General features: G+C 53.6%; 13 protein-coding genes and 1 other annotated feature. Of the genes, 6 read left to right on the top strand and 7 right to left on the bottom strand.

The window, feature by feature from the left end; translation table 11 throughout:
- Positions 1–12 precede the first annotated feature (12 nt).
- From dgcN to IM271_RS02560, 3 genes are all read right to left on the bottom strand, one after another.
- Complete coding sequence (gene dgcN, locus IM271_RS02570) at positions 13–1,233, bottom strand: diguanylate cyclase DgcN (RefSeq protein WP_045260861.1); 1,221 nt, start codon at positions 1,231–1,233, stop codon at positions 13–15.
- The gene (locus IM271_RS02565; protein WP_370528543.1) at positions 1,226–1,687 is read right to left on the bottom strand and encodes a YfiR family protein; all 462 of its coding nucleotides are present in this window, start codon (positions 1,685–1,687) and stop codon (positions 1,226–1,228) included. The genes dgcN and IM271_RS02565 overlap by 8 nt, the downstream gene beginning before the upstream one ends.
- A gap of 228 nt (positions 1,688–1,915) precedes the next feature.
- Positions 1,916–2,290, bottom strand: coding sequence for a DUF2799 domain-containing protein (locus tag IM271_RS02560; protein WP_041908636.1), 375 nt, complete (start codon positions 2,288–2,290; stop codon positions 1,916–1,918).
- Positions 2,291–2,503: 213 nt separating this feature from the next.
- Between IM271_RS02560 and aroF the strand changes: the two genes are divergently transcribed.
- The 3 genes from aroF to IM271_RS02545 are packed head-to-tail and all read left to right on the top strand — an operon-like array spanning position 2,504 to position 5,639.
- The gene (aroF, locus tag IM271_RS02555; protein ID WP_193052126.1) at positions 2,504–3,574 is read left to right on the top strand and encodes a 3-deoxy-7-phosphoheptulonate synthase AroF; all 1,071 of its coding nucleotides are present in this window, start codon (positions 2,504–2,506) and stop codon (positions 3,572–3,574) included.
- A 10-nt stretch (positions 3,575–3,584) separates the two neighbouring features.
- On the top strand, positions 3,585–4,706 hold the full coding sequence (gene tyrA, locus IM271_RS02550) for a bifunctional chorismate mutase/prephenate dehydrogenase (protein WP_028014119.1): 1,122 nt from the start codon (positions 3,585–3,587) through the stop codon (positions 4,704–4,706).
- A gap of 60 nt (positions 4,707–4,766) precedes the next feature.
- Entirely contained in the window at positions 4,767–5,639 is an 873-nt protein-coding gene (locus IM271_RS02545) for an SMP-30/gluconolactonase/LRE family protein (protein WP_193052125.1), read from the top strand.
- Here IM271_RS02545 and pheA read toward each other — a convergent pair.
- The 4 genes from pheA to bamD form a co-directional block, all read right to left on the bottom strand.
- Entirely contained in the window at positions 5,636–6,796 is a 1,161-nt protein-coding gene (gene pheA, locus IM271_RS02540; protein ID WP_028014117.1) for a bifunctional chorismate mutase/prephenate dehydratase, read from the bottom strand. The genes IM271_RS02545 and pheA overlap by 4 nt on opposite strands.
- Before the next feature lie 30 nt (positions 6,797–6,826).
- Positions 6,827–6,952, bottom strand: a sequence feature (Phe leader region).
- The gene (gene pheL, locus IM271_RS02535; protein WP_100249759.1) at positions 6,904–6,951 is read right to left on the bottom strand and encodes a pheA operon leader peptide PheL; all 48 of its coding nucleotides are present in this window, start codon (positions 6,949–6,951) and stop codon (positions 6,904–6,906) included. Its footprint overlaps the feature before it by 48 nt.
- A 103-nt stretch (positions 6,953–7,055) precedes the next feature.
- Complete coding sequence (gene raiA / locus IM271_RS02530) at positions 7,056–7,397, bottom strand: ribosome-associated translation inhibitor RaiA (protein ID WP_003863162.1); 342 nt, start codon at positions 7,395–7,397, stop codon at positions 7,056–7,058.
- A gap of 268 nt (positions 7,398–7,665) precedes the next feature.
- Positions 7,666–8,403 (bottom strand): outer membrane protein assembly factor BamD, encoded by a 738-nt coding sequence (gene bamD / locus IM271_RS02525; protein WP_023308867.1) that lies wholly within the window; start codon positions 8,401–8,403, stop codon positions 7,666–7,668.
- Positions 8,404–8,534: 131 nt separating this feature from the next.
- Here bamD and rluD point away from each other — a divergent pair, with 131 nt between their 5' ends.
- The 3 genes from rluD (at position 8,535) to clpB (ending at position 12,946) form a co-directional block, all read left to right on the top strand.
- Positions 8,535–9,515: a 23S rRNA pseudouridine(1911/1915/1917) synthase RluD gene (gene rluD, locus IM271_RS02520; protein WP_028014116.1), complete on the top strand. Its 981-nt coding sequence runs from the start codon at positions 8,535–8,537 to the stop codon at positions 9,513–9,515.
- Positions 9,512–10,243, top strand: a complete 732-nt coding sequence (yfiH, locus tag IM271_RS02515) for a purine nucleoside phosphorylase YfiH (protein ID WP_193052124.1) — start codon at positions 9,512–9,514, stop codon at positions 10,241–10,243. Before rluD ends, yfiH begins: the two co-directional genes overlap by 4 nt.
- Before the next feature lie 129 nt (positions 10,244–10,372).
- Positions 10,373–12,946 carry an ATP-dependent chaperone ClpB gene (gene clpB, locus IM271_RS02510; protein ID WP_041908644.1) on the top strand — a complete coding sequence of 858 codons (2,574 nt, stop codon included), beginning with the start codon at positions 10,373–10,375 and terminating at the stop codon, positions 12,944–12,946.
- Positions 12,947–13,254 lie beyond the last annotated feature (308 nt).

The raw sequence follows: 13,254 nt of genomic DNA, 5'->3' as shown, positions 1-13,254 counted from the left end.
AGTGTATCCTTTCTAACTTATTGTTTTCGTACGCTGGTTTTTAACCTGGTACATGTTGCGGTCAGCCCTCTCCAGTAATGCTTCCACGGAAGCATTTTCCCACGCCAGAGCAAAGCCAATGCTGAGTGACATCGATGCTTTTTGTCCGTTATGCAGATCAAACGGACGGATAAACTGCTGCGCTAGCGCAGCACAAATGTGTTGAACCTCTGGTTCAGAATGCACCCCGTACAGCACCATGGCAAATTCGTCACCGCCAAGGCGGTAGGACTGGTGGCGTTTATCGCCAAATTCCACCATCCTGCTGGCGACTTCAATCAGCACGCAGTCTCCTGCCGCGTGTCCCCAGGTGTCGTTAATAAACTTAAAATTATCACCGTCGAGGAAGAGCAGGGCCGAGTTTGTTTTTGCCGAGGGGTCATTCATTAATGCCGCAATACTGTTACGAAACGCAGCGCGGTTAGCAAGACCGGTGAGCGGGTCGTGCATGGCGGTACGAAGTAGCTGAGCGTTTTTCGCCTGTAGCTTAAGCTGCCACTCCTCCATCTCGTCCAGCAGGCTGTTGAAGTCTTCTCCAAACTGATGGAATTCTTCAATGCGCCCATCTTTCACCCGACGGGAAAAGTTGCGATTGGTGCGGACGTCATGCACAACGTCGGTGATATTTTGCAGCGCAGTGACCATGCCGCGGTGCAGAGACTGGGTAATGGTGAGCGCGACGACGGTTGCAAAAAGAATACAGCCGGTGAGGACGGCAAACGACATCCAGATGAAATGGCTGATAAGGCTGTCACGCGCGGTAAGACGTATTTCACCTATCTTCGCGCCGTTGTGCAGGATGGGCTGCGCAACCGGAACGGGGAAAAGCCAGCGGCTGACCAGCGCCCCCAGCGTGTCGTTATTATCCTTCGGGTTCCAGGACCAGTAGGCAAAGCGCTTTTTATGCCCGTTGATGACTTCTGCTACGGCAAACTGCCCCTGCTTACCCAGCGCAGCGAGCGTTTCGTTGGCCGCCAGTGAATCGTTGAAAACCAGAGAGGCTTCAAGGCTGTGGCTCATTGTGGCGCCGGTTAATTCGAGATTTTTTTGCGCGTATTGTTTTAATGTTACGACCGAGGCAAAACAGAGCAACAGCCATATTAACGTCATTGTGATGATGACGCTTATCATGCTGTTTCGCCTCAGCGTTCTTTTAAAGGTCGGACGCTGCGTCGAGATGAAATCTTTATCCATGCTGCTTATTCCGTGCAAGCATCAATACATCCGGGTTAACCCTGACGCCACTGCGTGTCAACGCATCCAGATTGACGGAAAATCGCACCTGGCCACGATCGATTATCAGGCAAAAGGCGCTGCCAATAACACATTCCGGATTTTGCTCTGAGATTAATAGCAATGCTCTGCCCTGATATTGACTTATTAATTCAAGTTGTTTCGCAGGTGGTTCAGTCCCGAAATAAACAGCATCGCATGTCGCGGCCAGGGCTTCCCGATCGTTACGTACAATAACGGGGGTATAAGGTAACTCGTTATGCCCCTGGTTTTCGCTGAGCGCGTGCGTATAGTGAGAAGTGGCATAGATGCAGAGTTTAGGCTGACCGGAAAGCGACGGCCATCGCGTATAGCTCACTATGCCTGAGACAATAGAACGTACCGATTTATCTGTCTCCGAGAGCGCGCCTGCCATCGCCGGGCCCACCATAAGGAACAGCATTAGCACCAGAGTGAGTCGGAACAAAGAGTTCAAGTATAAATTTCTCACCAGAATCCGCCGTACCGCTCCGGAAATAGATGTCCTTAAGAGTTGCGGGCAGAATACCATTGTTTATCAGAACCGTCATTATGTCAGAAATAGCCCATGGCTGACCTAAGCTAAATCCTACAGTTGTTTATTTTCCAAAGAATAAAAGCAGACTTAATTAAGCCTGCTGGAACGCATACTTTCATCCATTCCTTTTTGCCATGACGCATGCAGTTTCGCTGCATTTTCAACAGTATCACAACTGGCTGGATAAGATTTGCCCGCTAATCCCCATGCATGAATAAAGCCTTCTTCACACACTTTCTTCTGACCATCAGCATAGCCGCGAAGATATTCATTACGATCGACGTGGGGGTCGTTAAAACTATCGGCCAGGGTCTGGTTATCTTTAACCGGCAGGCCATTTATGGCGTCTTCTTTACCCGCGCTGAACCAGTCCGGGCTCGTCCAGTTGGGCTGGAAAGTGTAAGGATTAATCTGACAGCCCGATAAAAACAGCGACAGCAGGACGAAAGCAATCGATCGCATAACCCTTCTCCTTTTTCTTCAGCATAGCCTGGAGGGAGAAATTTAGACTGTAATTTAAACTTTACGATTTTAGCGGCTTATTTTTGCCTTAATTGTGCCAATGTAAACTAATGTGTACGTATTTTGGATTGAAATGTTTACTTTTTATGGTATCGTGGTTTCACCTCACTGAGGAAAACAACTATCGCAAACGAGCTTTACAGGATCGCTATCATGCAAAAAGACGCGCTGAACAACGTACATATCACTGACGAACAGGTTTTGATTACCCCGGATCAACTGAAAGCGGAGTTTCCGCTGAGCGCCGCGCAGGAGGCTCAGATCGAGCACTCTCGCCAGACCATTTCTGACATTATCGCTGGCCGCGATCCGCGCCTGCTGGTGGTTTGTGGTCCTTGCTCTATTCACGATCCTGAAACCGCCATTGAGTATGCGCGTCGATTTAAAGCATTAGCGGAGGAGGTCAGCGATAGCCTCTATCTGGTGATGCGCGTCTATTTTGAAAAGCCACGCACGACGGTTGGCTGGAAAGGATTGATCAACGATCCGCACATGGATGGCTCGTTTGATGTGGAAGCAGGCCTGAAGATTGCGCGTCGCCTGCTGGTGGAACTGGTCAGCATGGGGCTGCCGCTGGCAACCGAAGCGCTGGATCCAAACAGCCCGCAATACCTGGGCGATCTGTTTAGCTGGTCCGCAATTGGTGCGCGTACGACTGAATCGCAAACCCACCGTGAGATGGCGTCTGGCCTGTCGATGCCGGTTGGCTTTAAAAACGGTACCGATGGCAGCCTGGCGACGGCGATCAACGCCATGCGCGCCGCCGCCATGCCGCACCGCTTTGTCGGTATCAACCAGGCGGGCCAGGTGTGCCTGCTGCAAACGCAGGGCAACCCGGACGGTCATGTGATCCTGCGCGGCGGTAAAGCGCCAAACTACAGCCCGGCGGACGTGGCGCAGTGTGAAAAAGAGATGGAACAGGCGGGACTGCGTCCGGCACTGATGGTAGATTGCAGTCATGGTAATTCGAATAAAGATTACCGTCGCCAGCCAGCGGTTGCGGAATCCGTGGTCGCACAGATCAAAGACGGAAACCGTTCGATTATCGGCCTGATGATTGAGAGCAACCTTCATGAAGGTAATCAGTCATCAGAACAGCCGCGCAGCGCGATGAAGCACGGCGTCTCCGTGACGGATGCCTGCATCAGCTGGGAAACCACCGATGCGCTGCTGCGTGAGATCCATAAAGATTTAAGCGGCCAGCTGGCGACGCGTCTGGCTTAAGAGGGTAGTTATGGTTGCTGAATTGACCGCACTGCGCGATCAAATTGATGAAGTGGATAAGGCGCTGCTGGACCTGCTGGCGCGCCGTATGGCGCTTGTTGCCGAAGTCGGTGAGGTGAAAAGCAAATACGGCCTGCCGATTTACGTCCCGGAGCGCGAAGCCTCAATGCTGGCCTCCCGTCGTAAAGAGGCGCAGGCGCTGGGCGTTTCGCCGGATTTGATTGAAGATGTTCTGCGTCGCGTGATGCGGGAATCCTATTCCAGCGAAAACGACAAGGGCTTCAAAACCCTCTGTCCGTCCCTGCGTCCGGTGGTGATTGTTGGCGGAGCAGGGCAGATGGGGCGTCTGTTCGAGAAAATGCTGACGCTTTCTGGCTATCAGGTGCGCATTCTGGAAAAAGAGGATTGGGCACAAGCACCGGAACTGATGAAAGATGCCGGAATGGTTATCGTCAGCGTGCCGATCCACGTGACGGAGCAGATCATCGGGAAGCTTCCTCCTTTACCAAAAGACTGCATTCTGGTGGATCTGGCTTCCGTTAAAAACGGTCCTCTGCAGGCGATGCTGGCTGCGCATACGGGCCCGGTGCTCGGGCTGCACCCGATGTTTGGCCCGGACAGCGGCAGCCTGGCAAAGCAGGTGGTGGTTTACTGCGACGGCCGTCAGCCGGAAGCCTATCAATGGTTCCTGGAACAGATTCAGGTCTGGGGCGCGAGGCTGCACCGCATCAGCGCGGTCGAGCACGATCAGAACATGGCGTTCATTCAGGCGCTGCGCCACTTTGCGACCTTTGCCTACGGCCTGCATCTGGCTGAAGAGAACGTGCAGCTTGAACAGCTGCTGGCGCTCTCTTCACCGATCTATCGTCTTGAGCTGGCGATGGTCGGGCGTCTGTTTGCGCAGGATCCCCAGCTTTACGCCGACATCATCATGTCGTCTGAAAATAACCTGGCGCTCATCAAGCGCTACTATCAGCGCTTTGGCGAAGCCATTACGCTGCTGGAGCACGGAGACAAGCAGGCGTTTATCGACAGCTTCCGCAAAGTGGAGCACTGGTTCGGCGATTACGCCACGCGTTTCCAGAGTGAAAGCCGCACGCTGTTGCGCCAGGCAAATGACAGTCGCCAGTAATCCAATGATGTATATACTGAAAGCCAGCAATGCTGGCTTTTTTCATTTTGGGGAACTGTCATGGCTGAACCGCAGCTGCTGTTGAACTACACCGGGCATCTGCCCGAATGCCCGACGTGGAGCGCAGAAGAATATGCGCTTTACTGGGCGGATATTCTGGAAGGGGAGATCCACCGCTACCACCTGCCGACGGCGGAACATACCGTGCTTTCCTTCCATGAAGAGGTGGGCTGTTTCGCGCTGCGCGAGCAGGGTGGTTTTATCGTTGCGATGCGCACGGGCATCTGGCTGACCGATAAACACGGACTGCTGCGCCGCAAGGTGTGTGATAACCCCTCTAACCCGCAGCTCGCACGTTTTAATGATGGGGGCACCGACCACCAGGGCCGCTTCTATGCGGGCACGTTCTGGGGGCCGGGAGATTACAACGGCGCCCTGCTGATGCGCATCGACAACGACCTGACGCCGAAGGTGATCCAGTGCGATATCCACGGGCACAACGGCCTGGCGTTTAGCCCGGATAAGCAGTGGATGTTTACCTCAGACACGCCCAACGGTGTGATCTTCCATACCCCGCTTGATGAACAGGGTGAACCCGGCAGGCGTGAGGTGTTTCGTCAGTTTAAAGAGGGCGAGGGGATACCGGACGGTGCGGCGATGGATGTGGAAGGCTGCTACTGGAGCGCGCTGTTTGACGGCTGGCGTATCGCGCGCTTTTCTCCACAAGGGGAGCAACTGGAAGAATACCGCATGCCGGTGCGTTGCCCGACGATGGTCTGCTTTGGCGGCGATGATATGAAAACGCTGTTCATTACCACAACGCGGGAAAATATGGATGCGGAGGAGGTGGCGAAGTATCCGCTTTCCGGAGCCGTCTTCACCCTGCCGGTTAATGTGGCAGGGATGAAGAAAAGCCGTTTTATCGAATGCTAGCTTGGATCGACCGGGACGACGTTTTCGCTCGGATAGCAGCCCAGCACTTTCATTGAACGGGTAATTTCACCCAGTTCGCGCAGGGCTTTCTGCATGGATGCAGATTCCAGGTTGGCCTGGATATCGAGGTAAAACATCTCTTCCCATGGATTACCGTGGATTGGGCGTGATTCCAGCCTGGTCATGATCAAATTGTGGTTGCGCAGCACCAGCAGGGCTTCTACCAGCGCGCCCGCCTGCTGGCCGGTCGCCATCAGCAGCGTGGTTTTCGCCGGCACCTGGTCTGACACGTTGATTGCCTTGCGGGCCAGCACCACGAAGCGGGTAATGTTTTGCGTCTGGTTAGCAAGATTGCGTTCCAGAACCTGTAAGCCATACAGCGCGCCGCCCGCTTCGCTGCCGAGCGCAGCAACGGTTGGGGAGTTGGCTTGCGCTACTTTTTCCATTGCCGCCGAGGTGCTTTCGGTGTACTCAATTTTCCAGTTCGGATAGCGGTTCAGGAACTGGCTACACTGCTGGAAAGGCTGCGGATGGCTGTAGACCGTTTCGATCGTGTTCAGGTCCGTTGAACCGGAGACCAGCACGCAGTGATCGATAGGGATCGTCAGCTCGCCGACCAGCGACAGGCTGGTATGCTGCAGCAGATCGTAGACGTCGTTGATGGCACCGGAACTGGTGTTTTCAATCGGCACCACGGCGTAATCCGCCTGGCCGGTCTCAACCTGGTTAAAAATATCGGCGAATTTTGCGCAGCCGCTTTCAATAAACTCTTCAAAATGACGTGCGGCATACTGGCGTGCGGCCAGATGAGAGTAGGAGCCTTTAGGCCCAAGGAAGGCGATGCGCGCCGAGTGCGGGTTGGTTTTATTGAGATGCTGCTGGAGTAGCGCTTGCTGGGTCAGAACGGAATCTTCGATGATGAGCTGGAACAGCCGGGTGATGTAGTGGGCATCGAGGTGATGCGCTTTGCCGAGCTGGATGAGACGTTCCAGCAGATCCCGCTCGCGGTCGATGTCACGGACCGGACGATGGGAGTCCAGCTTGGCTTTGCCCACTTCAACGGCGAGGGCGCGACGTTCGGCCAGCAGCGCCAGTAATTTTTCATCCAGCGCGCTGATTTTTACTCGCAGATCCAGTAACGGGTTTTCCGGTGTCATAGTGTTGCCTGTCTCATTTTATCGTTATCAATAAAAAAGGCCCCCCGGTGTGGGAGGCCTTGTTGTTCGTCTTCGCATTCTTTATCACACGACGAAACGCCTCCCGTTCAGGGGAAGGTAAAAAAGAATGCGAAGAAGAACGGCGTAAGTTTCATAAAGTCATCCTGTGATTGATACCGTTAAAGTACCCGTACTGTTTTCACCCTGTCAATAAAAAACGCGCCCGAAGGCGCGTTGGCGGTACACTCAATTTAAAGGATTACTCTTCTTCAACTTCTTCCGCGAAGCTGGCGTCTTTCACCGACGTTGCGGCGCGACGGGCTTCACCTTTGTGTTGCACTTTATTGAGCTGCCGTTCCAGCTTGTTGATCAAATCGTTGATTGCGGTGTACATATCCTCATGTTTTGCGCTGGCGACCAGATGGCCGTTTGGAGTATTGATAGTTGCGTCAGCGATGAAACCCTGGGGCTCCTTGGACAGGATGATATGTGGATTAATCAAATGTGTTTGCCATTTATCCAGTTTGGCGAGACGGTCTGCGACGTGCTGGCGAATTGCCGGAGTAATTTCCATTTGTTTACTGGTAATGTTCATTGTCATAAATTTTACCTCTTGTCTTTCCGTCTTGGTGATTCCAGCATACCCGACCTAATGTCAAAATGTGTGATTTAGATCACGTTATTTTGTCGGTTTTTGTCAGGGAATCTTTTTTGTGAGGCAGGGCAGGAAGAGATGAGATTTACCTTGTGGAAGGTACGAATTGCGGTCATAGTTGACGGGATGTGTTGAGGCTAAAGCGCTTCAGCGGATGTCTGAATTGAATAAAAAAACGGCAGCCTTCGGGCTGCCGTTTTGCATTGAAACGCTATCACGTGTTGCTGCTGTTCGCGGCGATGATTTTCGCCACTTTTTCAGCCTGAGCGGTCATCTGCATCTGACGGTAAGCATTTTCCATCAGCTTCAGGCCGTCACGCGTTGCCTGAGTATCCGGGTAATCACGCAGCATACCTTCTACGCGGTTAACCACAGCAACCCATGCGCCACGGCGGGTATAGTATTCCGCAACGGAGTATTCATATTTCGCCAGACGATCTTTCAGGAACACCAGACGTTTGGTCGCGTCGGTGACGTACTGACTGTTCGGATAGCCGCGCACCAGCTTGGAGAAGTCATTGAAGGCGTCGCGCGCATGCTGCGGGTCACGGTCGGAGCGATCTACGCCGAAGAAGCCCTGCAGGGCGCTGTCGTCCAGCGCCATGTTGGTAAGGCCGCGCATGTACATGACGTAGTCGATGTTAGGATGAGTCGGGTTCAGACGCATGAAACGATCGATAGTTGCCTGAGCCAGCGGCAGATCGGCATTTTTGTAGTAGGCGTAGATAAGATCTAACTGTACCTGCTGCGAATACGGGCCAAATGGATAGCGATTATCCAACGCTTCCAGTTGCGTTATCGCCTGTTTCCAGTTACCGTCCTGCAACTTTTGTTGTGCAGTCGCATAGATTTCATTCGGCGGATTGTCAGGGACCTGTTCATTCGAACCGGAGCAGCCCACCAAAGCCAGGCTCAACGTGGCCGCTGCCACCAGATATTTCATGCGCGTCATGACGTTTTGACTTTCCTCAAATGTTTGTCCGGGAGAAACTCTGTTCCTGCTCCCGATTAAGACCAGCTACAATAGCACACTATATTAAACGGCAAAGCCGTAAAACCCAACGTTAAACAAAGAAGCAGTTTATGGCACAACGAGTAGAACTCACCGCAACAGTCTCCGAAAATCAGCTCGGTCAACGCTTAGATCAGGCTTTGGCCGAATTGTTCCCTGATTATTCGCGTTCACGCATAAAAGAATGGATCCTTGACCAGCGCGTGCTGGTAAACGGCAAGATCTGGGACAAACCAAAAGAGAAAGTGTTTGGTGGGGAAGCTGTTGCCATCAATGCTGAAATCGAAGAGGAAATCCGCTTCGAGCCGCAGGATATCCCACTGGACATCGTCTATGAAGATGATGACATTCTGGTGATCAACAAGCCGCGCGACCTGGTTGTTCATCCGGGCGCAGGGAATCCAGACGGTACGGTACTTAACGCACTTCTTCATTATTATCCGCCGATTGCGGATGTCCCACGTGCAGGTATCGTTCACCGTCTGGATAAAGACACCACCGGCCTGATGGTGGTGGCGAAGACCGTTCCCGCTCAGACCCGTCTGGTGGAGTCGCTGCAGCTGCGTGAGATTACTCGCGAATATGAAGCGGTGGCGATTGGACACATGACCGCTGGCGGCACGGTAGAAGAGCCGATCAGCCGTCACCCGACGAAACGTACCCATATGTCGGTGCATCCGATGGGTAAACCGGCGGTGACGCACTATCGCATTATGGAGCACTTCCGTATTCATACCCGCCTGCGCCTGCGCCTGGAAACCGGTCGTACTCACCAGATCCGCGTTCACATGGCGCACATTACCCATCCGCTGGTGGGGGATCAGGTGTACGGCGGTCGTCCGCGTCCGCCAAAAGGCGCGTCGGATGAGTTCATCAGCGTACTGCGTAAATTCGATCGTCAGGCGCTGCACGCGACCATGCTGCGTCTTTATCACCCGATCAGTGGTATCCAGATGGAATGGCATGCGCCTATCCCGCAGGATATGGTGGAACTCATTGATGCCATGCGTGCCGATTTCGAAGAACATAAGGATCAAGTGGACTGGTTATGACCAAACTGATTGTCCCGGAGTGGCCGCTGCCTGCAGGCGTGGCCGCCTGTAGTTCGACCCGTATTGGCGGCGTGAGCCAGGGCGCGTGGGAGTCTTTAAACCTCGGCGCGCACTGCGGCGACAGCCTGGAACACGTTGAAGAGAACCGCACGCGTCTGTTTGCTGCGGGAAATCTGCCGTCGAAACCGGTTTGGCTGGAGCAGGTTCACGGCAAAGCGGTACTGAAGCTGACGGGAGAACCTTACGCTTCCAAACGCGCCGATGCTTCTTACAGTAATACGCCGGGCACGGTTTGTGCCGTAATGACCGCCGATTGTCTGCCGGTTCTGTTTTGTAACCGTGCCGGTACGGAGGTAGCAGCAGCGCACGCGGGCTGGCGTGGCTTATGCGAGGGCGTGCTGGAAGAGACCGTCGCCTGCTTCAATGATGATCCCGCCAATATCATGGCCTGGCTAGGTCCGGCGATTGGCCCTCGTGCTTTTGAAGTGGGGCCGGAGGTTCGCGAAGCATTCATGGAAAAAGATCCGCAAGCCATTGAGGCCTTCCAGCCTGTCGGGGAAAAATATCTGGCGGATATTTACCAGCTTGCCCGCCAGCGTCTGAATAATATTGGCGTATCGCAGATCTTCGGCGGCGATCGCTGTACGTTCACCGAAAAGGGTGATTTTTTCTCCTATCGCCGCGACAAGACGACGGGTCGTATGGCAAGTTTCATTTGGCTGATATAACCTAAAGAATCAAGACGATCCGGCACGTGCCGTTTTCTTTTCACATAATTCAGGTCATTAACCTTGAATAATTGAGGGATGACCTCATTTAATCTCCAGTAGCAAATTTGACCTGTTATGGGAGGAGTTATGCGTCTGGATCGTCTTACTAATAAATTCCAGCTTGCTCTCGCCGATGCCCAGTCCCTTGCACTGGGGCACGACAACCAATTCATCGAACCTCTTCATTTAATGAGCGCCTTGCTGAATCAGGAAGGGGGATCGGTACGTCCTTTATTAACGTCTGCTGGCATTAATGCTGGCCAGTTACGCACCGCTATCGATCAGGCGCTGAGCCGTTTACCGCAGGTAGAAGGTACCGGCGGCGACGTTCAACCGTCGCAGGATCTGGTGCGCGTGCTGAACCTTTGCGACAAGCTGGCGCAAAAACGTGGGGACAACTTTATTTCGTCGGAGCTGTTTGTTCTGGCGGCGCTTGAATCACGCGGTACCTTGACCGACCTGCTGAAATCTGCTGGTGCAACCACCGCCAATGTGACTCAGGCGATTGAGAAAATGCGCGGAGGTGAAAGCGTGAACGATCAGGGAGCCGAAGACCAACGTCAGGCTTTGAAGAAATTTACGGTCGATCTGACCGAACGTGCCGAGCAGGGCAAACTTGACCCGGTTATCGGCCGTGACGAAGAGATCCGCCGTACGATTCAGGTACTGCAGCGTCGTACCAAAAACAACCCGGTACTGATTGGTGAGCCGGGGGTCGGTAAAACCGCCATCGTTGAAGGGCTTGCGCAGCGTATCGTAAACGGTGAAGTGCCGGAAGGGTTGAAAGGCCGCCGCGTATTGGCGCTGGATATGGGCGCGCTGGTGGCCGGGGCGAAATACCGCGGTGAGTTTGAAGAGCGTTTGAAAGGCGTGCTGAACGACCTGGCGAAACAGGAAGGCAACGTCATTCTGTTTATCGACGAACTGCACACCATGGTGGGGGCTGGTAAGGCCGACGGTGCGATGGATGCCGGGAACATGCTGAAACCTGCGCTGGCGCGTGGGGAACTTCACTGTGTCGGTGCCACTACGCTTGATGAGTATCGTCAGTACATTGAGAAAGATGCCGCTCTGGAACGTCGCTTCCAGAAAGTGTTTGTTGCTGAGCCAAGCGTTGAAGATACCATCGCGATCCTGCGTGGTCTGAAAGAGCGTTATGAACTGCACCACCATGTGCAGATTACTGACCCGGCCATCGTTGCGGCGGCGACGCTTTCGCATCGGTATATCGCCGATCGTCAGTTGCCTGATAAAGCAATCGACCTGATCGATGAAGCGGCGTCGAGCATTCGTATGCAGATTGACTCGAAGCCGGAAGAACTGGACCGACTCGACCGCCGCATCATTCAGCTCAAGCTGGAACAGCAGGCGCTGAAAAAAGAGTCTGATGAAGCCAGTAAGAAACGCCTGGATATGCTCAATGAAGAGCTGGACGATAAAGAGCGCCAGTATTCAGAGCTGGAAGAAGAGTGGAAAGCCGAGAAAGCCTCCCTCTCTGGCACGCAGACCATTAAAGCGGAACTCGAACAGGCCAAAATTGCCATTGAGCAGGCTCGCCGTGTGGGTGACCTGGCACGTATGTCTGAACTGCAGTACGGCAAAATCCCTGAGCTGGAGAAACAGCTTGAGATCGCCACGCAGTCTGAAGGCAAAACCATGCGTCTGTTACGTAATAAAGTGACGGATGCCGAAATTGCCGAAGTGCTCGCTCGCTGGACCGGTATTCCGGTGGCGCGCATGATGGAAAGCGAACGCGATAAGCTGCTGCGTATGGAGCAGGATCTGCATCAGCGGGTGATTGGTCAGGACGAGGCGGTTGAAGCGGTCTCCAACGCTATTCGCCGTAGCCGTGCTGGGCTTTCCGATCCAAATCGCCCGATCGGTTCGTTCCTGTTCCTGGGGCCGACCGGTGTCGGTAAAACCGAACTGTGTAAAGCGCTGGCAAACTTTATGTTCGACAGCGACGATGCGATGGTGCGTATCGACATGTCCGAGTTCATGGAGAAACACTCCGTCTCGCGTCTGGTCGGTGCGCCTCCGGGATATGTTGGTTATGAAGAGGGCGGCTACCTGACCGAAGCGGTGCGCCGGCGTCCTTATTCCGTCATCCTGCTGGATGAGGTGGAAAAAGCGCATCCGGATGTGTTCAACATCCTGCTTCAGGTGCTGGATGATGGTCGTCTGACGGACGGGCAGGGGAGAACGGTCGATTTCCGTAATACGGTCGTCATCATGACCTCGAACCTGGGTTCCGATTTGATTCAGGAACGTTTCGGTGAGCTGGACTACAGCCATATGAAGGATCTGGTGCTCGGTGTGGTGAGCCATAACTTCCGTCCGGAGTTCATTAACCGTATTGACGAAGTGGTGGTATTCCATCCTTTGGGTGAGAAACACATAGCGTCGATTGCGCAGATCCAGCTGCAGCGTCTGTACAAACGTCTGGAAGAGCGTGGATATGAAATTCACATCTCCGACGATGCGCTGAAGCTGCTGAGCGAGAATGGTTACGATCCGGTTTATGGTGCGCGTCCACTGAAACGTGCTATTCAGCAGCAGATCGAAAACCCACTGGCGCAGCAGATCCTCTCCGGAGAACTGATTCCGGGCAAAGTTATCCGTCTGGAAGCCAACGACGATCGTATTGTGGCAGTGCAGTAAGTCACAAAACGCAAAAACGAGCCGCTTGCGGCTCGTTTTTGTTTAAAAACCAGGCGAAAATTGAGGTCTGGGATGCGTTTTGCCTGGAAAGTGAGCAGTCAGTAAATAATTTTCACTTTATCCTTGCAGCTTCGGAATTACTCCCTATAATGCGCATCCACTGACACGGAACAACGGCACACACGCCGCCGGGTCAGCAGAGAAAAGCAAAATAAACGCTTGACTCTGAAGCGGGAAAGCGTAATATGCGCCACCTCGCAACGGTGAGCGAAAGCCGCGTTGCACTGCTCTTTAACAATTTATCAGAC

Source organism: Enterobacter cloacae complex sp. I3, from assembly GCF_014896175.1.
GTDB classification, from domain to species: Bacteria; Pseudomonadota; Gammaproteobacteria; order Enterobacterales; family Enterobacteriaceae; genus Enterobacter; species Enterobacter bugandensis.
The sequence above is the reverse complement of the archived record's forward strand: the minus strand, read 5'-3'. Positions and strand labels throughout refer to the sequence as shown.

What these genes read in the sequence shown, in the direction of transcription:
- pheA (WP_028014117.1), bottom strand. Translation starts at nt 6,796, where the DNA reads ATGACACCGGAAAACCCGTTACTGGATCTGCGAGTAAAAATCAGCGCG.
- aroF (WP_193052126.1), top strand. Translation starts at nt 2,504, where the DNA reads ATGCAAAAAGACGCGCTGAACAACGTACATATCACTGACGAACAGGTT.
- IM271_RS02545 (WP_193052125.1), top strand. Translation starts at nt 4,767, where the DNA reads ATGGCTGAACCGCAGCTGCTGTTGAACTACACCGGGCATCTGCCCGAA.
- yfiH (WP_193052124.1), top strand. Translation starts at nt 9,512, where the DNA reads ATGACCAAACTGATTGTCCCGGAGTGGCCGCTGCCTGCAGGCGTGGCC.
- IM271_RS02565 (WP_370528543.1), bottom strand. Translation starts at nt 1,687, where the DNA reads ATGGCAGGCGCGCTCTCGGAGACAGATAAATCGGTACGTTCTATTGTC.
- clpB (WP_041908644.1), top strand. Translation starts at nt 10,373, where the DNA reads ATGCGTCTGGATCGTCTTACTAATAAATTCCAGCTTGCTCTCGCCGAT.
- raiA (WP_003863162.1), bottom strand. Translation starts at nt 7,397, where the DNA reads ATGACAATGAACATTACCAGTAAACAAATGGAAATTACTCCGGCAATT.
- dgcN (WP_045260861.1), bottom strand. Translation starts at nt 1,233, where the DNA reads ATGGATAAAGATTTCATCTCGACGCAGCGTCCGACCTTTAAAAGAACG.
- rluD (WP_028014116.1), top strand. Translation starts at nt 8,535, where the DNA reads ATGGCACAACGAGTAGAACTCACCGCAACAGTCTCCGAAAATCAGCTC.
- bamD (WP_023308867.1), bottom strand. Translation starts at nt 8,403, where the DNA reads ATGACGCGCATGAAATATCTGGTGGCAGCGGCCACGTTGAGCCTGGCT.
- IM271_RS02560 (WP_041908636.1), bottom strand. Translation starts at nt 2,290, where the DNA reads ATGCGATCGATTGCTTTCGTCCTGCTGTCGCTGTTTTTATCGGGCTGT.
- tyrA (WP_028014119.1), top strand. Translation starts at nt 3,585, where the DNA reads ATGGTTGCTGAATTGACCGCACTGCGCGATCAAATTGATGAAGTGGAT.